Source organism: Bacillus sp. SRB_331 (assembly GCF_003264175.1).
Taxonomy (GTDB): Bacteria; Bacillota; Bacilli; order Bacillales; family Bacillaceae_G; genus Bacillus_A; species Bacillus_A mycoides.
Window position 1 is genome coordinate 36017 of sequence record NZ_NADV01000030.1, and the last position, 19558, is coordinate 55574.

General features: G+C 36.0%; 18 protein-coding genes. 12 read left to right on the forward strand and 6 right to left on the reverse strand.

Features of this window, described 5'->3' with window-relative positions:
* Positions 1 to 7: 7 nt before the first annotated feature.
* Both B5P42_RS20540 and B5P42_RS20545 read right to left on the reverse strand, forming a co-directional pair.
* Positions 8 to 1168, reverse strand: a complete 1161-nt coding sequence (locus B5P42_RS20540; protein WP_044443668.1) for a M20 peptidase aminoacylase family protein — start codon at positions 1166 to 1168, stop codon at positions 8 to 10.
* Positions 1169 to 1256: 88 nt separating this feature from the next.
* Positions 1257 to 2165: an EamA family transporter gene (locus B5P42_RS20545; RefSeq protein WP_002033502.1), complete on the reverse strand. Its 909-nt coding sequence runs from the start codon at positions 2163 to 2165 to the stop codon at positions 1257 to 1259.
* A gap of 487 nt (positions 2166 to 2652) precedes the next feature.
* On the opposite strand from B5P42_RS20545, the gene ccdA reads away from it, so the two are divergent.
* The gene (gene ccdA / locus B5P42_RS20555) at positions 2653 to 3360 is read left to right on the forward strand and encodes a cytochrome c-type biogenesis protein CcdA (RefSeq protein WP_113735069.1); all 708 of its coding nucleotides are present in this window, start codon (positions 2653 to 2655) and stop codon (positions 3358 to 3360) included.
* Between the two features lie 90 nt (positions 3361 to 3450).
* A complete protein-coding gene (locus tag B5P42_RS20560; RefSeq protein WP_002014224.1) occupies positions 3451 to 3957 on the forward strand; it encodes a CcdC family protein in 507 nt (168 codons plus the stop codon).
* Between the two features lie 551 nt (positions 3958 to 4508).
* Here the strand turns inward: B5P42_RS20560 and B5P42_RS20565 are convergent.
* Both B5P42_RS20565 and B5P42_RS20570 read right to left on the reverse strand, forming a co-directional pair.
* Positions 4509 to 4940 (reverse strand): DUF2621 domain-containing protein, encoded by a 432-nt coding sequence (locus B5P42_RS20565; protein ID WP_002142746.1) that lies wholly within the window; start codon positions 4938 to 4940, stop codon positions 4509 to 4511.
* A 109-nt stretch (positions 4941 to 5049) separates the two neighbouring features.
* Positions 5050 to 5346, reverse strand: a complete 297-nt coding sequence (locus B5P42_RS20570; protein ID WP_002033506.1) for a hypothetical protein — start codon at positions 5344 to 5346, stop codon at positions 5050 to 5052.
* A gap of 253 nt (positions 5347 to 5599) precedes the next feature.
* Here B5P42_RS20570 and B5P42_RS20580 point away from each other — a divergent pair, with 253 nt between their 5' ends.
* Both B5P42_RS20580 and B5P42_RS20585 read left to right on the forward strand, forming a co-directional pair.
* Positions 5600 to 6178 carry an AAA family ATPase gene (locus B5P42_RS20580; protein WP_002128548.1) on the forward strand — a complete coding sequence of 193 codons (579 nt, stop codon included), beginning with the start codon at positions 5600 to 5602 and terminating at the stop codon, positions 6176 to 6178.
* A complete protein-coding gene (locus B5P42_RS20585) occupies positions 6175 to 6747 on the forward strand; it encodes a DJ-1/PfpI family protein (protein WP_002167821.1) in 573 nt (190 codons plus the stop codon). Before B5P42_RS20580 ends, B5P42_RS20585 begins: the two co-directional genes overlap by 4 nt.
* Before the next feature lie 13 nt (positions 6748 to 6760).
* Here B5P42_RS20585 and B5P42_RS20590 read toward each other — a convergent pair whose 3' ends face one another.
* Positions 6761 to 7729: a class I SAM-dependent methyltransferase gene (locus B5P42_RS20590; protein ID WP_181458817.1), complete on the reverse strand. Its 969-nt coding sequence runs from the start codon at positions 7727 to 7729 to the stop codon at positions 6761 to 6763.
* Positions 7730 to 7910: 181 nt separating this feature from the next.
* On the opposite strand from B5P42_RS20590, the gene hutP reads away from it, so the two are divergent.
* The 6 genes from hutP (at position 7911) to B5P42_RS20620 (ending at position 14642) form a co-directional block, all read left to right on the forward strand.
* Complete coding sequence (gene hutP / locus B5P42_RS20595; protein WP_000926519.1) at positions 7911 to 8351, forward strand: histidine utilization transcription antiterminator HutP; 441 nt, start codon at positions 7911 to 7913, stop codon at positions 8349 to 8351.
* Positions 8352 to 8453: 102 nt separating this feature from the next.
* Positions 8454 to 9971: a histidine ammonia-lyase gene (hutH, locus tag B5P42_RS20600; RefSeq protein ID WP_002033511.1), complete on the forward strand. Its 1518-nt coding sequence runs from the start codon at positions 8454 to 8456 to the stop codon at positions 9969 to 9971.
* Positions 9972 to 9994: 23 nt separating this feature from the next.
* Positions 9995 to 11653, forward strand: a complete 1659-nt coding sequence (gene hutU, locus B5P42_RS20605; RefSeq protein WP_002033512.1) for a urocanate hydratase — start codon at positions 9995 to 9997, stop codon at positions 11651 to 11653.
* Positions 11654 to 11665: 12 nt separating this feature from the next.
* Positions 11666 to 12937: an imidazolonepropionase gene (hutI, locus tag B5P42_RS20610; RefSeq protein ID WP_113735071.1), complete on the forward strand. Its 1272-nt coding sequence runs from the start codon at positions 11666 to 11668 to the stop codon at positions 12935 to 12937.
* Entirely contained in the window at positions 12916 to 13887 is a 972-nt protein-coding gene (gene hutG, locus B5P42_RS20615) for a formimidoylglutamase (RefSeq protein WP_113735072.1), read from the forward strand. The genes hutI and hutG overlap by 22 nt, the downstream gene beginning before the upstream one ends.
* A 293-nt stretch (positions 13888 to 14180) precedes the next feature.
* On the forward strand, positions 14181 to 14642 hold the full coding sequence (locus tag B5P42_RS20620; RefSeq protein ID WP_170935206.1) for a CarD family transcriptional regulator: 462 nt from the start codon (positions 14181 to 14183) through the stop codon (positions 14640 to 14642).
* Between the two features lie 538 nt (positions 14643 to 15180).
* Here B5P42_RS20620 and B5P42_RS20625 read toward each other — a convergent pair.
* The gene (locus B5P42_RS20625; RefSeq protein ID WP_113735073.1) at positions 15181 to 16275 is read right to left on the reverse strand and encodes an NAD(P)-dependent alcohol dehydrogenase; all 1095 of its coding nucleotides are present in this window, start codon (positions 16273 to 16275) and stop codon (positions 15181 to 15183) included.
* A gap of 432 nt (positions 16276 to 16707) precedes the next feature.
* Here B5P42_RS20625 and B5P42_RS20630 point away from each other — a divergent pair, with 432 nt between their 5' ends.
* A complete protein-coding gene (locus tag B5P42_RS20630; RefSeq protein WP_113735074.1) occupies positions 16708 to 17835 on the forward strand; it encodes an alkene reductase in 1128 nt (375 codons plus the stop codon).
* Positions 17836 to 17902: 67 nt separating this feature from the next.
* Positions 17903 to 19471, forward strand: a complete 1569-nt coding sequence (locus B5P42_RS20635; RefSeq protein WP_107886496.1) for an FMN-binding glutamate synthase family protein — start codon at positions 17903 to 17905, stop codon at positions 19469 to 19471.
* Positions 19472 to 19558 lie beyond the last annotated feature (87 nt).

The following is a 19558-nucleotide window of genomic DNA, read 5'->3' on the forward strand; positions in this document are numbered from 1 at the left end:
GGGTAACTTAACGGCTTTTTGTTTGTAATAATTGATGAATAGCTTCTTCGGCTAATAGGGCGAAATACTCTGCGCTAATAGGCAATGCTTTTTCATCTACTGTAAAAGTTGGATGATGCCATTCATGTGTACCACTTGTTCCCATAAAGACGAATGAACCTGGTATTTCTTGTTGGTAAAAAGAAAAGTCTTCTCCAGCCATTGATGGTGTAGGAGAGATAACGTTTAGATTCATTTTCTCTGCAATATGAATAGAAAAATCAGTGAGTACTTTATCGTTTTGAACAGCAGGAGGACCTGGGTAAAATCGAAATTCTGTTTTTACACCTAGTGCATCAGAAACGCCTTTAATGATACGTTTCATTAATGCCGGAATCTTTTCACGTGTTTCAGCTTGGAATGTACGGACAGTTCCTTCTAATATTGCTTTTTCGGGAATAACGTTCCACGTATTCCCTGAATGAATGTTTGTTACACTTACGACAGCGTTATGAGAAGAACTAATATTTCGGCTTACAATCGTTTGAAGTGCCATAACGATTTGAGATGATGCAACGATAGGATCGACGCCGGCATCAGGCACAGCTGCATGTGTACCAACACCATGGATTTCAATTTCAAATCGATCAACTCCGGCCATTAGTGGCCCATCTTTAATACCGATTGTACCTACTGGTAAATCAGGTTTATTATGCATACCGAAAATAGCTTGCACGCCACGTAAATGCCCAGCTTCAATAACTTTGCAAGCGCCATTACTACTTTCTTCAGCTGGCTGGAATATAAGGCGGACAGTTCCGTTAAGAGAAGATTCTTTTTCCTTTAATAAATAGGCTGCACCAATAATAGCAGCTGTATGAAAATCATGCCCACAAGCATGCATTTTACCTTGTATTTTTGAAGTGTATGGAAGGTCTGTTTCTTCCTGGATAGGAAGGGCATCGATATCAGCACGAAGCGCTACAACCGGTCCGTTTTTATTACCAGAAATTTCAGCGATAACTCCTGTTTCTAAATTGGAATCAATAATAGTGATATTGGCCTCGTCTAACCAATTTTTTATCGCTTTTGTCGTTTCAAATTCTTCGTATGATAGTTCTGGATTTTCATGTAAATGCCGACGAATGGAAATAAGTTTTTCTGTTAATTGATCAGGAATAGATGCCACTTATTATGCCCTCTTTCTTAAGTGAAGTATTTGTATTAATTATACAATAATAAAAGAGAGGATTCTCAAATGAAAATCCTCTCTCGTTTTATGCGGCAACTTTTTTATGAGTATGCTGTTTTTTATAACGTCCACGCATTGCGTATGCAATTTGCGGAATTGCGATACCGATTAAAATAAGTGATACACCGATCCATTGTGAAGATAGCACAGCTTCTTTTAAAACGAATACAGACATAATTGTTGTAACTGGCAGTTCTGCTGCACCAAGAATAGTTGCTAATCCAGAACCGATTTTTGGAATGCCAATTGTAAAGGCAATGGACGGAATAACGATACTAAATATTCCTAATCCTAAGCCGTATTTCCAAAGGCCTTGAGAGATCGCCCCGTTAAAAATAAATGTTGGCGGGAATACGATCATGACTAAAGTTAAAGCGCCAGCCATTAAAAGGACACCGCGTGTTAATGAAGGTACTTCAACGGCAACTTTCCCACTTACAAAAATGTATGTTGCAAATGTAACAGCAGATAATAAGCCTAAAATGATTCCAGTCGTATCGAAATCACCAGCTGATGTTTCTAATAACCCACTTGATAAAAATGTACCTGCAAGTAAGAAGATTACTGAAATAACTTTTTCTCTGGAAGGTAATGTTTTTGTTGCGACTGCTTCAATGATAATCCCAACCCAAACGAACTGGAATAAAAGTATAATTGCAATAGAAGCTGGTACAGTTTTTAAAGAAGCGTAATAAAAAATTCCAGTAAAACTTGCAGACGTTCCTGCAACGAATAAAATTAACATTTGTTTTAGTGGAACACGATGTCTAGAAAATAGAAGTGTAATAGCAAGTAAAATAATCCAACCGAACAAATACTGGCTACCAATTACCTCTCCAAGTGAAAACCCTTCTGCATATGCAAGTTTAACAAAAATAGCTAAAACCCCATAACTACACGCTCCTAATAAAACTAAAAGAGAATAACGAAGCATGAAAAATTCCTCCCATCTATATGAAATTGTTCCGTAACGGACATATATAACTAGAGGGAAGTATACAAAATTAAAAATGAAGGGTCAAATGAAAGAAAAGTGCAAAATTTTATAGAATAATAATAAAAGTATGATATTTATGCATAATCTTGAAATTAATAATAATTAAAGTATTGTAAAATCAGCTTTATGTTGTATAAAGACAGCATTTGAAAAAAAATTTTAAGGCCAATAGGTGTGAAGTCAATTGTAATGTGCTAATCATTTGAGAAACTGTGGAACCTTTGTTATGTTAGTAACAATTAGAAAGAGTTTCATAATTCAATTGAGATCTTTCTATATAATAGAAGGGAATGAAAACGTTTTATTAGAAAGTGTGTGAAAGGGTAGTTTTTCTTATTGTCATGTTGGAAAAGTGAATTCATGAAATGTCCATAGTATTTTCAATTGTTTTTGCTACAATATTGAAGAGGAGAGGAGTGGAATAATGCAAGATATTAGTATTTTTTTAGCGTTTGGAGCTGGGTTCTTATCATTTATATCCCCATGTTGCTTACCGCTTTATCCGGCATTTTTATCATACATAACAGGTATGTCGGTTTCTGAATTGAAAGAAGAAAATGCAATGCTTCGCAAAAGAAGTATGATACATACAGCGTTTTTCTTACTTGGTTTTTCAATTATTTTTATTGCAATTGGATTTGGTACAAGTTTTATTGGAGGCATCTTTACAAATTATAAAGATTTAATTAGACAGTTAGGTGGTATATTTATCATCGTGTTCGGTCTTATTATTGTCGGTGTGTTTAAACCGAAGTTTTTAATGCAAGACCGTAAATTTACGTTTAAAAATCGTCCGAGTGGCTATTTTGGATCCGTTCTAATTGGGTTGGCCTTTGCTGCAGGGTGGACGCCTTGTACTGGACCTATTTTAGTGTCTGTCATTGGATTAGCAGCAACAAATCCAGAATCAGCAATGATTTATATGATAGCATACATACTTGGGTTTGCTATCCCGTTTTTCGTACTTTCATTCTTTATTACGAAAATGTCTTGGATTAAAAGAAATAGTATGAAATTCATGAAGATTGGAGGATACGTTATGATTGTCATGGGTATCTTCCTATATTTTAACTGGATGACGAAAATTATCGTATATTTCTCAAGTTTATTTGGTGGTTTTAGCGGTTTTTAGTATTATTCTGTGAAAATGTTGGAAATACTAACGGAAAAGCATATAATAAAATTATATTTTGCATATAGCCACAAAAAAGGATGAGAAAATATGAACATAGTTCTGTTATCAAGTATCGTTGCTGTTTGTATGGCTGTCGGTGCGATGTTTATTCGTTTAAAAGCAGCTAAGAAACCTGCAACATTGAAAAAAATTATACTTCCCCCATTTTTTATGAGCACGGGAGCGTTGATGTTTGTTTTTCCTGAATTTCGATTAACTCCAGCAGAAATGTTAGAAGCAATTGGCGTCGGTTTGTTTTTCTCTATTTTTCTTATTAAAACATCTAAATTTGAAATTAGAGGACAAGAGATTTATTTGAAGCGTTCAAAAGCATTTGTTTTTATACTAATTGGATTACTTGTCGTGCGTATCGTGTTTAAAACATACTTAAGTCAATCTCTTGATTTAGGACAACTTAGCGGTATGTTCTTCTTACTTGCGTTTGCAATGATTGTTTCATGGAGAATTGCAATGTACCGTTCCTTTACGAAATTACAGAAGGAAATGGAAAAAGAAGATGGTTTTTATAATGAAAAAGATATGAAGTTAACGTAAAGAGTGTTATATGTATAAAGAAACAACGTCTGATTAGACGTTGTTTTTTGTTAATCACTGAAAGGTAACTTCCTCAATTCTAGTTGTGATGTATAAATTGTCGACCATCGAAGAAGCAATTTAAGTTTGACGTTACGAATGGACCGATATAAGGAATACTATTTGGTTTGAAGTTTTATCACCGGTAATTGGTGGCTAAGTTAGATTAGGTTGGATCGTATAGGAGACGTTCCTTCATTAACAATTACTCCACTTGATGGTACTGATACAACATGAAAGTGGAATGTTAATGACGAAATTTCGCTTAGCTTAAGTGTCTTGAGCCGAATCTAATATTGCAAATATAAATGCAACAGGATGAATTGCTGCGAATACAACATATACCTCTGTAAATATTACAGGTACTGGTGATACGATTTATACGAGTGCTGTAGGGTTACAGATAGATTTAGCGAAAGCGAGATTAATTGCTACAAAATCAGTAACTGTAAGTTGAGCTTATAAAAAAGATTGCTATAAAATAGCAATCTTTTTTATAAGGAATAATGGGCTTACTTTGCAAGTAAAGTTTTATAGTTAGAATAATCAATCTCTTTTTCTTGTAGTTTCTTAATTAAAAATTTATGATCGCGCTTCGGTGTGGCAACGATATATCCTTGTATGATTAAATCTTGTGTAATTTTTGGAGCGTTTTCCTTTATTGCAAGTTCCCCAATTTTACCGGCAATTTTTGATTTGGCAACATCGCGAAATAATTCCGGAACGGGACTTACTAGTTCTTCTAACAATTGTTTTTGTTCGTCAGCCCATAAGTGTCTTGTTTTATTAATATAGTGATCTTCCCAATCCAAAATGGACATACCGTCTTCTTTTGGTAACCGTTTTAGGAATTTTCTGAACATGAAATATCCACCAATGGACATAAGCCCTAATAATACAACAGTCCAAACGACTATAAACCAACTAAACCATCCTTCAAGCAATTGTATGCCCTCCTTTAACGAAAGCAATATTTTGTATTTTATTTATATTATAAGCAATGAGATTCATAGAAAGCAAGAACGCTTGATCATTTTGACCAAGCGTTGTGATTTAAACGAAGTATAGTTGTTCAACACATAAAATATCATTGTCATTTTCTACATATTCAATGATGAGTGTGCCAACTTTACGATCTTTATCTTCAGTTGTGAAAATAGAGTAAGAAGTAAAACGTGTTGTTGATAGGCCGCTTATATGTGTAGGTAAAGGAATGTAGTCGTTATCGCGGAAGAATTCCATCAGTTCAATATCTTCAAATTCTTTTCGGTCAACTTGTTTGTTTGTATAGCGGCGTTGAAGTTGTTTTAAAGATGCATTCCAAGAAATTGCTTTTGTGTCGTATACCATTGTTCTATCTCCTTACTGTATGTAATTATTAAGAACATACGTTCTAATCTAGTATACTCTTTTTATAAGAAAAGGGAAAGCAAAAAATAATGTAAGCTTGGATTTCCAAGCTTACATTATTTTGCGTCCGTCATAATCTCTATTTTTTATTATAAGTTAGATAAGAATAAGAAACAAGATGATATATATCTTGTTGATAGTTTTCAAAATTCTGTTTATTATTTATGTAATACAGTACAAGGGAATGAGAGGGATGACATACGTAATTTCACTCCAAGGACCGATGGCAAGTGGGAAAACAACATTGGCAAAAAGGTTAGAGCAATATGAGCTTTCAATTATATACGAAAATCCATATCCAATTGTAGAAAAAAGAAAAGAATTACATTTAGATATGAACTCAAAAGAGGGGTTTATTACAAATCAAAAAATGTTTATTGAAGCAAAAATAAAAGAGTTTCAAAATGTGAAAAGCTCAGTCGTGATTTTTGATCGTGGACCAGAAGATATTGAATTTTATACACTCTTTTATCCGAAGATGATAGGGAAAGAGTGGGGTATAGAAACAGAATTAAAAGATGAATTGTATAAATTAAGAGAATGCCGTTCGGATGCAATTTTTTATTTAGATGTTTCGAAAGAGAGTTTGTATGATAGGAGAAATAATGATAGGACAAGAAATCGAAGTACATTTGAGGAACAATTTAAATTAGTAGAAGTTGAAAAAGAATGGTATAAACAATTTCCCGTAACTTATGTGGACACTAATATATTATCAGTGGACGAATTAGAGGCATATTTTATAGGGTGGCTAAGGGAGAAAAGGCTATGAAAAAAATATTATTATTCGTATACCCGACATTTGCAGAGTTTGAAATAACGGTAGCAACAGCATTGCTGAAAAAGAAATATGAAATCATTACAGCGGGTTTAACAAAAGAAATGATTATAAGTGAAACAGGCTTACAAGTACAGCCGCATATAGAATTAAGTGAAGTGCGTGTAGAAGAATATGAGGGGATTATCATTCCGGGCGGAGATGAAATACATATGAAAGAGGCGAAACTGCTTTTTTCAGTTATTCGTCAATTTTCTGAGCAAGGAAAATTAGTGGCAGCGATTTGTGCTGGACCGTATGCGTTAGCAAGGGCAGGTTTACTAAAAGAAATCTCTTATACAGTGACCATAGATTATCAAAAATTAGATTGTTTTCCAGTAGAAAATTTTGTGTATACAGAAGTTGTACAGCACGCAAATATTATTACAGCACAAGGACATGCATTTGTGCCATTTGGACTAGCGATTGCCTCCTATTTTGGAGTAGTGAATGAACATAATACAAATTTTTATAGTGGAAAGGGCAATATAATGATGGAGAATCTTTTACCGGAAAACGTGTAAAAGCTAGCGAATGCTAGCTCTTTTCTTTTTTACATCGATAAATCACTAACGTTTTCGGATCGCGCCATATACCGTTATGAAATGATAAATCATTTTCTATTTCTTCTTTTAGCCATTCCTTCATTTCGGTGTGAAGGGACATATTATCAGGTATATTCAGCGACGGGAACATGCTAGAAATATAGTTAACGATTGGAGTGGCATGATGAAAAACAAGTGCATTATGAATAATTGTTTCTTCAACAGTTGAAAAAACAGAGTGTAATAGATCTTTACCATTTTCTAAACAAAATGGAGCTACTGACGGTGATGTTTTTGGTAAATCAAATGTGACTAACATTTTGTTACACATTTCATCTATACGAGGTAATGAAACTTTAGAATTTGTTGTAGCTAAAAGGGCGCCGCCAGGACGAATTATCTTATGGAATCCTTGAATAGTTTTTTCGACATCTTTCATGTGGTATAACATATGCCTTGCGATTAGCAGGTCATAACAATTAGCTTCGAAAGGAAGTTTACTAGCGTCACCGAGTTTCCATTCAATCATATTATTCGTTATAGCAGCTTCAGAAAGCATAGTTTCGGATTGATCAAAACCAGTTAGATGTCCTTTATGACCATTAGTTTGCAAAAGGGAAAGAAATTTTCCGTTAGCACACCCGACCTCTAATATTTTTTCTTCACCTTGGAGTTGTAAATGTTCAATGACGACTTCATCTACATTCACTTGTTTTTCTTCGTAATGTTTATGCGTATCGATACGTGTTTGTAAATGGTTACTTACGTTGTATTGGCGTTTTACATCATTCATTTTTTCACATTCCACCTTTATGCAAAATTGCTGAATCGCATGTGTTAATGCATCTGTTTTATTTAAACCTTCGTAATGGAGTGCGTCTTCAAACCTTGTAAGTAATTTTTCTTCAATTCGAAAATGAATATCTTTTCGCTTCGCCACTGAAATTTCGCCCCTTTGCATCTGTTAGTGAGACTATAGCACGTCTGAAAAAAATCTGTAAATAAATTGTGTACACAAGTACAAGTATGAGAGGGATAAAAAATTGCTTGAATAATATTTTAAACTATTGACGATTTAACCGTTTTCATATATTCTTAAATTAAGTAATATTCAAATAATTCAAAAGAAATGAGAGAGTCACATGCTTCTTCAAGGAACACATCGAATTGGTCGTATGGCCATGCTGTTGGCACTTGCGGATGAGAATGAAAGTCCCGTATTATCTATTCCGAAAGGTTGGAAATATTGTACTGGGAAAGTTGGTTCTATGAATTCGCAAAAAGTAGTAGCAGCAATGGAAACAGCGGCTAAGAGCAACCGAGTTATTGAAACAGATGTTTACAGAGAAACACATGCACTTTATCATGCAATTATGGAAGCTTTGTACGGAGTGACGAGAGGTCAAATTCAGTTAGCAGACGTTCTTCGTACAGTAGGACTTCGCTTTGCGATTGTGCGCGGTACACCATACGACGGAAAAAAAGAAGGCGAATGGGTTGCTGTTGCACTTTATGGAACGATTGGTGCACCTGTAAAAGGATCTGAGCATGAGGCGATTGGTTTAGGAATTAATCACATATGATTTGCCCATAGTCTATTAGTTAGAAGGGGGCCTTATTTTTTAGGACAGAAGTCTGTCTTAAAAAGATAAGGTCCCCTTTTGCCTTTATAAGGAGGAAAAAGAATGATTACGTTAACAGGACACACATTGACAGTTGAAGAAATGAAGAGGTTGTTACTTGAAGGTGAAGGTGTAACAGCTTGCCCAACTAGTATGCAAAAAGTGGCAGAGTGCCGCGAAGTTGTCGAGAAAATTGTAGAGGACGGAAAAGTCGTTTACGGTATTACAACTGGATTTGGAAAGTTTAGTGATGTACTTATTCAAAAAGATGATGTAAAAGCACTTCAACACAACTTAATTCAGTCACATGCGTGCGGAATAGGCGATCCATTCCCTGAAGAAGTATCACGCGGTATGTTGATTCTACGAGCTAATACGATGTTAAAAGGAGTATCGGGTGTTAGACCGCTTGTTGTAAACATGCTTCTTGAGTTTGTAAATCGTAAAATTCATCCAGTCGTTCCGCAACAAGGATCACTAGGAGCGAGCGGTGATTTAGCACCTTTATCTCATCTTGCTCTCGTTTTGTTAGGTGAAGGTGAAGTGTTCTACAAAGGAAAACGAGTTCATGCGATGGTTGCTCTTACAGAAGAAGGACTTGAACCTATTGAACTTGAAGCAAAAGAAGGTCTTGCGTTAATCAATGGTACGCAGGCAATGACAGCGCAAGGGGTTCTTTCTTATATAGAAGCTGAAGCAAGTGCTTATCAATCAGAATTAATTGCATCGATGACAATGGAAGGATTACGCGGCATTATTGATGCATTCGATGAAAATGTTCATAAAGCGCGTGGTTATAAAGAGCAAGTCGAAGTGGCAAGCAGAATTCGTGATATTCTTCATGATAGTAAACTTGTGACAAAACAAGGAGAACTTCGTGTACAAGATGCATATTCACTTCGTTGTATCCCGCAAGTTCACGGTGCTTCTTGGCAAGTTTTAAATTATGTGAAAGAAAAATTAGAAATTGAAATGAATGCAGCAACAGATAATCCACTTATTTTTGATGGCGGTGAAAAAGTAATCTCTGGTGGTAATTTCCACGGACAACCAATTGCATTTGCAATGGACTTCTTAAAAGTAGGGATGGCGGAGCTTGCAAATATTTCAGAGCGCCGTATTGAACGCCTAGTAAATCCGCAATTAAATGACTTACCACCATTTTTAAGTCCAGAACCAGGACTTCAATCAGGTGCCATGATTATGCAATATGCAGCGGCTTCACTCGTTTCAGAAAATAAAACGTTAGCTCATCCAGCGAGTGTAGATTCAATTCCGTCTTCAGCTAACCAAGAAGATCACGTAAGTATGGGAACAATCGCTTCACGTCATGCGCATCAAATTATTCAAAATGCAAGACGCGTTCTTGCAATTGAGATGATCTGTGCGATGCAAGCAGCAGAATATCGCGGAATTGAAAACATGAGTACAGTTACAAAAACGTTCTATCATCAAGGTCGTCAGCAAGTGCCTTCTATTACAAATGACCGTATATTCTCAACGGATATTGAAAATATCGCGCATTGGTTAAAAACGAATTATTCAATAAAGGAAAGATTGGATGTAAATGCAGCACTATAAAACGAGAAAAGGGAGAGATTGAAATGGAAAAAGTACAACAAACAATTCGTGCGGCAAGAGGTACTGAGTTACAAACGAAAGGATGGGTTCAAGAAGCTGCACTTCGAATGTTAATGAACAATTTAGATCCTGAAGTAGCTGAAAAACCAGAAGAATTAGTTGTGTATGGCGGAATTGGCCGTGCAGCTCGTAATTGGGAAAGCTACCATGCAATTGTTGATTCATTAAAAACGTTAGAAAACGATGAAACGTTACTTGTTCAATCAGGAAAACCGGTAGCAATTTTTAAATCACATGAAGATGCGCCTCGCGTTCTTTTAGCGAACTCAAACTTAGTACCGAAGTGGGCGAACTGGGATCACTTCCGTGAACTAGAGAAAAAAGGTCTTATGATGTACGGACAAATGACAGCGGGTAGCTGGATTTACATTGGGACACAAGGGATTTTACAAGGAACATATGAAACATTTGGTGAAGCGGCACGTCAACATTTCGATGGTTCATTAAAAGGTACTGTAACGATTACTGCTGGTTTAGGTGGCATGGGTGGCGCACAACCGCTTGCTGTAACGATGAACGGCGGTGTTGTAATTGCTATTGATGTAGATAAGCGTAGTATCGATCGTCGTATTGAAAAGAGATATTGTGATAAGTATACAGAATCATTAGAAGAAGCATTGGCTATTGCAAACGAATATAAAGAGAAGAAAGAGCCTATTTCAATTGGATTATTAGGTAATGCAGCAGAAATTTTACCTGAGTTAGTAAACCGTAATATTATCCCTGACTTAGTTACGGATCAAACTTCTGCCCATGATCCATTAAACGGTTATATTCCAGTAGGTTACACAGTAGAAGAAGCAGCGAAGCTTCGTGAAGAAGATCCAGAACGTTACGTACAATTATCAAAAGAAAGTATGAAAAAACATGTAGAAGCAATGCTTGCAATGCAAGAAAAAGGCGCGATTACATTTGATTACGGAAATAACATTCGCCAAGTTGCTTTCGATGAAGGATTAAAAAATGCTTTCGATTTCCCGGGATTCGTTCCAGCATTTATCCGTCCATTATTCTGTGAAGGAAAAGGACCATTCCGCTGGGTAGCACTTTCTGGTGATCCAGAAGATATTTATAAAACAGACGAAGTTATTTTACGCGAGTTCGCGGATAATGAGCATTTATGTAATTGGATTCGTATGGCACGCCAGCAAGTTGAGTTCCAAGGTCTTCCATCACGTATTTGTTGGCTTGGTTATGGCGAGCGTGCAAAATTTGGCCGCATTATTAATGAAATGGTGGCTAATGGGGAATTATCAGCACCGATCGTTATCGGCCGTGACCATTTAGATTGCGGATCAGTAGCATCTCCAAACCGTGAAACAGAATCTATGAAAGACGGTAGTGATGCAGTAGCAGACTGGCCAATTTTAAATGCATTAATTAACAGTGTAAACGGTGCAAGCTGGGTATCTGTTCACCACGGTGGTGGCGTTGGTATGGGGTATTCACTTCACGCTGGAATGGTTATCGTTGCAGATGGAACAGAAGCAGCGGCAAAACGTATTGAACGCGTATTAACTTCTGACCCTGGTATGGGTGTTGTTCGTCACGTTGATGCTGGCTATGACTTAGCGGTTCAAACTGCGAAAGAAAAAGGCGTTAACATCCCAATGATGAAATAAGGAGGAAGAAACATGCTGGACACTTTACTAATTAATATCGGTCAATTACTAACAATGGATCAAGAAGATGGCTTGTTAAGACGGGAAGCGATGAATACGCTTCCTGTTATTAAAAACGGTGCGGTTGGAATTGAAAATGGTGTAATTACTTTCGTTGGAACAGCGGAAGAAGCTAAAGGATTACAAGCGAAAGAGGTTATTGATTGCGACGGGAGAATGGTTTCTCCTGGTCTTGTTGATCCGCATACTCATCTTGTATTTGGTGGATCTCGTGAAAATGAAATCGCGCTAAAACTACAAGGAGTTCCGTACTTGGAAATTTTAGAACAAGGTGGAGGTATTCTTTCAACTGTAAATGCAACGAAACAAGCGTCGAAAGAAGAACTTGTTCAAAAAGCTAAATTCCATTTAGACCGTATGCTATCTTTCGGAGTTACAACTGTAGAAGCGAAGAGTGGTTACGGATTGGATGATGAGACAGAATGGAAACAATTAGAGGCAACTGCACAATTACAAAAAGAGCATTCAATTGATTTAGTTTCAACATTTTTAGGTGCTCATGCAGTTCCGAAAGAGTATAAAGGAAGATCGAAAGAATTTTTACAATGGATGCTAGATTTATTACCGGAAATGAAAGAGAAGCAATTAGCTGAGTTCGTTGATATTTTCTGCGAAACAGGTGTGTTCTCTGTAGAAGAATCAAAAGAATTTTTATTAAAAGCGAAAGAGCTTGGCTTTGATGTGAAAATTCATGCAGATGAAATCGACCCTCTTGGTGGTGCGGAAGCAGCGGCTGAAATTGGTGCAGCATCAGCGGACCATTTAGTTGGCGCTTCTGATAAAGGAATTGAAATGCTTGCGAATTCTAATACAGTAGCAACTTTATTACCAGGAACAACTTTCTATTTAAATAAAGAAAGCTTCGCACGCGGCCGCAAAATGATTGATGAAGGTGTTGCAGTTGCTTTAGCTACAGACTTTAACCCAGGTAGCTGTCCAACTGAAAACATTCAGCTTATTATGAGCATTGCGATGCTGAAACTGAAAATGACACCAGAAGAAGTTTGGAATGCGGTAACAGTGAACTCATCTTATGCCATTAATCGAGGCGATGTAGCTGGTAAAATTAGAGTTGGTCGTAAGGCGGATTTAGTTTTATGGGATGCTTATAATTACGCTTACGTACCGTACCATTACGGCGTAAGTCATGTAAATACAGTATGGAAGAATGGGAATATCGCATATACAAGAGGTGAACAATCGTGGAGCACGGCCACTATTTAAAGAAAAATGCAAAGTTTATCGATCGGGAAGTGACGAAATGGAGCGAAATGATTGAAAATTGGGAGGAAGGTGTGGAAATATTCGGTGCTGCCTTAATTGGAGCGCCCCTTTCTAAACCATCTATTAGTCATTCAGGAGCATGTTTTGCGCCAAAAACAATTCGTGCGATGTTAGATGCATATAGCACGTACGCAATCACAGAAGAACACGATATGAAAGAAAGTGTTCTTCATGATTGCGGTGATATTACGATGCATGTGACAGATATAAAAGAGAGTCATAACCGAATTGCGAAAACAGTTGGTCACTTGACGAAAGTAAATCCGAAAATGATACCAATCGTTCTTGGTGGTGACCACTCGATTAGTTTTCCGAGTATAACTGGTTTTGCAAATAGTAAAGGGAAGGTCGGTATTATTCAATTTGATGCTCATCATGATTTACGTAATTTAGATGATGGTGGTCCATCAAATGGTACACCGTTCCGTAGTTTGCTAGAAAATGATGTGATTACAGGAAAACAACTCGTTCAAATTGGGATTCGTAATTTTTCAAATGCACGAGCGTACCATGAATATGCAAAAGAGCATGGCGTGACAGTGTATACAATGAAAGATGTAAGAGAGCGAAAAATAAAAGGTCTTATTTCAGAAAGTATTGAAGTATTAAGAAAACAAGATGTGACTTCTATTTATATTTCTCTTGATATGGACGTACTAGACCAAGCGTTTGCGCCAGGCTGTCCAGCAATTGGCCCTGGTGGGATGGATAGTACAACTTTACTTGATGCAATTGAATTCCTTGGTAAAGAGCCACTCGTTCAAGGGATGGATGTAGTAGAAATTGATCCAACTCTTGATTTTAGGGATATGACGAGTAGAGTAGCTGCGCAAGTGATTATGAGTTTTCTTTTAGCGCGAGAAACGATTAGTAAACAGGTTAGTATATAAGCGAAGGATCGTGTGTGAAGTTTTGAAGCAACCGTTTTTGTCATTATATAAAAATACATCGCTACTTATATGTAGTGATGTGTTTTTTTTTGTTTTATAAGGTATATAAAATTGGAGGAAATGGGTGTAGAAATGTAACAAAATCGCGGGTTTTTTAGTGTTTCTGTACAGCTTGAATTTTTATGTGTAAATAAATTGACATAGAAAATAATTTTGTGATATTATAAAAATTTTGCTAAAAAAATAAATGTGTGTTAAGATTGAGAAGGTTACCATATATGGAGGTGGATTATTTGTTTCAAATTGGCGATAACATCGTTTATCCAATGCACGGAGCAGGTATAATTAAAGCCATAGAAGAAAAGGAAATCTCAGGAGAAAAAAGACAGTATTATGTTATAAAAATGTCGGCTAGTAATATGGAAGTAATGATTCCTATGGGGAAAATATTGAGTTCAAATATACGACCAGTTACAGATATAAAGGCATTAACAAACATAATAGATATTTTTCAGCATGGGGAATCAGATAGATTACTTACGTGGAAACAAAGGTATAAATTAAACACTGATAAAATAAAAACGGGTAAAATACAAGAAGGTGCTGAAGTTGTACGTGATTTATTACGTATGCAGAAAGAAAAAGCACTTAATGCAAGCGAAAAGAAAATGTTAGATAACGCACATGAATTTTTGATTAGTGAGCTGGGATTAATTGAAGGTATCACAGAAAATCAAATAAAAAGCTTTTGTTAAGATTCATTGTAGATAATGTATTACATCCCAAAAAAGATCTTGAATTTTTTGGGAATATAATTATAGAAAATCAATCATTTCAAAGACATTCAACTCTTTCAAACCACTTTTAGAGCATTAACCTCTTTTGTTATTACTACAATTTAATCCATTTTTATTTTTAAATTTCTTTTACGAATGTTCGAAGTTTAATTAAATAACTCGATAAAATAGTTACTTGATTTTTGCAATCCTGATTCACACTGGCACGGACGAGGAGCCGTAAGGATGAAAGAGAGGTAGGGCTTTCATTGTTTTAGGTATATAAGTTATTATTTTTAGAAGAATACTGAACCACTCCCACTTCTATTGTTAAGAGATTTTCCATATGTGAGGAGATAATAATTGTTTATTTTCTTTATTTAAAAGAGATAAACGAATTGTTAGCCTTATATGGTCAACTAAAAAAGGTTTCCTACTTAGGAAACCTTTTTAATTTTATTTATTCCATTTCAGGATATTTTTGTTTTGTTAGTTATCGGGAAAAAGTAAACAAATGTTACTCCATTACGATAATAGGTTTAATCGTTTTTCCTGTTTTAGAATCTTCAAATGCTTGAGAAATTTCTTCAAAAGAATAGAATTGTACAAACTTATCGAATGGGAATAGTCCTTTTTGATAGAAATTAATTAATTTTGGAATGAATAGTTGCGGTACTGCATCACCTTCAACTACCCCTTTAATTGTAATAGCTTTTACGACAATTTCATTTGTTACGTTTAAAGTTAAATCCTTTTTACCAACAGCAACAGTTGCCATTGTACTTTTTACTCGTAAGCATTGAATGGATTGCAGTGTAACAGTATTTACGCCAGTTGTTTCAAATGAGTAATTAGCTCCACCGTTTGTAATTTCTTTAATTTTGGCAACTGGATCTTCGTTTAAGCTATTAATCGTGTGTGTAGCCCCTAATTCCTTCGCTAATTCTAAACGACTATCATGAATATCAATGGCAATGATTGTAGTACATCCAGCAATTTTAGCTGCCATTAAGCCACTGAGGCCAACAGCACCGGTTCCAAATACAACTAGGCTACTACCTGGTTTTGGCTGTAATGAATTTAGGATCGTACCGCTACCAGTCATAATTCCACAACCAAGTGGTCCTAACAAACGTATATCAACATCTTTTGGTACTTTTACAGTATTATTCTCATCAACCACGGCATGGTATGCGAATGAAGATTGGCCGAAGAATTGAGAAATGTCATTATTGTTAAGATCGTGTATAGGTGTTACATGGCGTTTGTTTTTTCCAGAGAAGTTTAATTCAATCATATTTTCGCAAGCAGCAGCATTACCATCTAAGCAATTTTCACAATGACCACAGTAAGAAAATCCAAGTACAACATGGTCACCAGGTTTAACCGATGTTACATTACTTCCCACTTTTTCTACAATACCAGAACCTTCATGTCCTAAAACAACTGGTTTGGGTGTTGGCATTGTACCGTCTAAAACTGTTGCATCTGTATGACATATACCCGAAGCGATAATTTTTACTAATACTTCATCGTCTTTAATCTCGTCTAAGTATACTTCTTGCATATTAAAATCTTGTTCAGGTGTAGAAACGAAAGCTTTTGTTTTCATTGTTATCCTTCTTTCTAAAAATTAAATAAGAAAAAATACTTTCAACTATCTAGGAGTCTTTTATTAGTTCCTAAAATTTCGTTGGTATAATTAAAAAACAAATGAATTATTGAAACCTCGTTAGTGTAAGTTTGAACATAGTACATTGGAAACAGGTTCTATTTGGTTAGTAAATAGTTAAATAATTAATTACCAATATATTCTATAGTAATAAAACTAGAAAAAAAGAAAACATCCACTTAATAAGTATTTTCCTCATCCACTTACTGGACATTAGAATAAACAGTAGATTCCTGAATTTCAGAACCCTTAAAGTTAAAAACGGTTAGTTTTATTATACGAATATTCCTACGTAAGAGCGTATAAATTGACGTTACTATCTAAAAGTAAGTATGATGCGATTATAGTTAGATTTTTTTAGGGGGAAGAAAAATGACAAGTTCAAATAATAAAGCGGCAAGTATTTATGAAGGAACAAATATAAACGCTTGGGGGTCTTTTGAAAATATTGAAGAAACGAAGTTATTTCATCCGATTCAAATTGGATCTTGGTCTCTTCGTAATCGCATAGCGATGGCACCGATGACGAGATGTTTTGCAAATAATGAGACTGGGGTAGTTGGTACTGATGTAGTAGAGTATTATCAAAAACGTGCTGCTGATGGGATTGGATTAATTATTACAGAAGGAATTGTCATTAGCCCGAGAGCAAAAGGGAATCCGGGAGTACCAGGTATTTATACACAAGCGCAAATTGATTCTTGGAAACCTGTTATAGAGGCAGTACATAAAGAAGGCGGAACGATTATTGCTCAAATATGGCATGTTGGACGTATGAGTCATCACGAAATAATTGGTGGTCAAATGCCGCAAGCACCGTCTGCTATTGCTGCGGAGGGTAATGTTCCGCGTTTTCGTAAACCGTTTGATACACCAGTAGCAATGACAATAGAAGAAATAAAAGAAGTTGTCGATCAATATGCACAGGCTGCAAAAAACGCAATCGAAGCTGGATTTGATGGTGTAGAAATTCACGGTGCACACGGATATTTAATTGACCAATTTACTTATGAATTTGCGAATAAACGTACTGATAAATACGGCGGTGACTTAAAACAAAGGTTAACGTTTATGAAAGAAGTTGTTCAGGCTGTAATTGAAGCAGTTGGAGCTGATAAAACGCTTCTTCGCTTCTCTGCCTTTAAAGGTGATAATCCTACTTATATGTGGGAACATCCTGAACTTGCAATTGAAACGTTTGTAAATATGTTTAAAGAAGTTGGATTAACGATGATTCACCCTTCAACGATGAATTATACGCAAGTTATTGCTGACGGTAAGAATTTTCATCAATTAGTAAGAAAGTATTGGGATAGTACTATCGTAGGAGTAGGTAATTTGAATCCGAAAGAGGCAGAAGAAGCACTGCAAGAAGGTACAATTGATGTAGCGGCGTTCGGAAGACCATTAATCGCTAATCCAGATTTTGTTCAGCGAATTAAAAATGCTGAAAGTTTGGTTGAATATGACGCGAAAGAGCATCTTGCTACATTAATTTGAATAAAGATAAAAGGAGAACACATCAGGTGTTCTCCTTTTATTATGGATTTTCATAGGAGGAAGCGGGATGAGTGAAACGCTACTCGTTATTATTAGTATATTGCTCTTATTGATGTTACTATTAATCATTTTTTTTATTATTACATTTTTTATTAAAAAACGGACGCATCATTCTATATTAAAGTTACATCCATACTTAGGAAGGATGCGTTATTTACTTGAAAAGATAGGACCGGAATTTAGGCAATATTGGTTTGATCATGATACGGATGGAAAGCCCTTTTCACGTTATGATTTTCAAAGTGTAATGTTTCTAGCAAAATACCGTTCAGAAATACTCGGTTTTGGATCAAAACGAGATTTTGATGCATCTGGATATTATATCGCTAATACATTATTTCCGAAATTAACAGATGAATTAAGTGTGAATGTAACGCAAGAACGTGAAGGGAAAAAGTATGTGATTCATAAAGAAGGGTTATTTTCACGAAGAGAAAAATTGACAGCGGATACAACGAATCTTTGGTTATATGAAGAAGACGATGCAATTATCGTCGGTGAAAACCGCAAATATCCGTGGAAACTGTATGGCATGTTTGGCGCATCAGCAACTTCTTACGGTGCGATTGGCGAAAATTATATTTTGGCAAGTGGATTTGGCGCGAAGATGGCTGGCGGTTCGTGGATTAATACGGGGGAAGGTGGTGTAATACCGGAACATTTACATACCGGTGCAAATATCGTTGCGCAAATTGGTCCAGGATTATTTGGATATCGTGATGAGGATGGTAAGTTTTCAATGAAGAAATTTATGGAGAAAGCGAAAGAAAGTAATATTAAAGCATTCGAATTGAAATTTGGGCAAGGTGCGAAAATACGTGGTGGTCATCTAGAGGGACAAAAAGTAAATGAGAAAATTGCTTCTGTTCGGAATGTGCGAGAAGGAGAAACGATTAATTCACCGAATCGATTTCCATTTTTAAAGAATGCAGTAGATACACTTTATTTTATTCAACGTTTGCAAGAAAACGGTGGTAAACCAGTTGGGATGAAGATTGTAATTGGACAGCAGGAACCGTTGGAAGATTTATTCAAAACGATGAAAGAGTTAAACATTTATCCAGATTTCATTACAATTGATGGTTCAGAAGGTGGATCAGGTGCTACGTATAAATCAATGGCAGATAGTATGGGAATACCGCTTATTCCAGCATTACTGACATGTATTGATACAGCGAATCATTACGGTGTTCGGGAAAAATTCAAAGTGTTTGCCTCAGGGAAATTAATTACACCAGATAAAGTGGCAATTGCTTTAGCCATTGGTGCAGATGCTGTAAATTCAGCACGCGGATTTATGATGGCAAGTGGCTGTATAATGGCACTTCAATGTAATTCCGGACAATGTCCATCTGGAGTTGCCACGACGAATCCGCACTATCAAAAAGCGCTAGATCCGTATGAGAAGAAATGGCGAGTAATGAATTATGTTGTTAGTATGAGATATAGTTTGTTCTCACTTGCGGCAGCAGCGGGAGTAAAGAGCCCGCGCCATTTAACGAGAGAGCATATTGTGTTTAAAGATGAGGTGGGGCGGATAGTTCCTCTTTCAGAATTGTTTCCTACTAGTAAATAGAAGATATGCTATGTTTAATACATTAAAAGTCATACATTCGTATGGCTTTTTTCTTTTAAAATTCAACTAATAAACGAATGAAAATAA

Excerpts from the sequence above, each read along its gene's own strand:
- B5P42_RS20560 (WP_002014224.1), top strand. The coding sequence starts at position 3,451 with ATGAACATAGTTCTGTTATCAAGTATCGTTGCTGTTTGTATGGCTGTC.
- hutI (WP_113735071.1), top strand. The coding sequence starts at position 11,666 with ATGCTGGACACTTTACTAATTAATATCGGTCAATTACTAACAATGGAT.
- B5P42_RS20545 (WP_002033502.1), bottom strand. The coding sequence starts at position 2,165 with ATGCTTCGTTATTCTCTTTTAGTTTTATTAGGAGCGTGTAGTTATGGG.
- B5P42_RS20585 (WP_002167821.1), top strand. The coding sequence starts at position 6,175 with ATGAAAAAAATATTATTATTCGTATACCCGACATTTGCAGAGTTTGAA.
- ccdA (WP_113735069.1), top strand. The coding sequence starts at position 2,653 with ATGCAAGATATTAGTATTTTTTTAGCGTTTGGAGCTGGGTTCTTATCA.
- hutH (WP_002033511.1), top strand. The coding sequence starts at position 8,454 with ATGATTACGTTAACAGGACACACATTGACAGTTGAAGAAATGAAGAGG.
- B5P42_RS20570 (WP_002033506.1), bottom strand. The coding sequence starts at position 5,346 with ATGGTATACGACACAAAAGCAATTTCTTGGAATGCATCTTTAAAACAA.
- B5P42_RS20580 (WP_002128548.1), top strand. The coding sequence starts at position 5,600 with ATGACATACGTAATTTCACTCCAAGGACCGATGGCAAGTGGGAAAACA.
- B5P42_RS20590 (WP_181458817.1), bottom strand. The coding sequence starts at position 7,729 with ATGCAAAGGGGCGAAATTTCAGTGGCGAAGCGAAAAGATATTCATTTT.
- hutU (WP_002033512.1), top strand. The coding sequence starts at position 9,995 with ATGGAAAAAGTACAACAAACAATTCGTGCGGCAAGAGGTACTGAGTTA.
- hutP (WP_000926519.1), top strand. The coding sequence starts at position 7,911 with ATGCTTCTTCAAGGAACACATCGAATTGGTCGTATGGCCATGCTGTTG.
- B5P42_RS20630 (WP_113735074.1), top strand. The coding sequence starts at position 16,708 with ATGACAAGTTCAAATAATAAAGCGGCAAGTATTTATGAAGGAACAAAT.
- B5P42_RS20625 (WP_113735073.1), bottom strand. The coding sequence starts at position 16,275 with ATGAAAACAAAAGCTTTCGTTTCTACACCTGAACAAGATTTTAATATG.
- B5P42_RS20635 (WP_107886496.1), top strand. The coding sequence starts at position 17,903 with ATGAGTGAAACGCTACTCGTTATTATTAGTATATTGCTCTTATTGATG.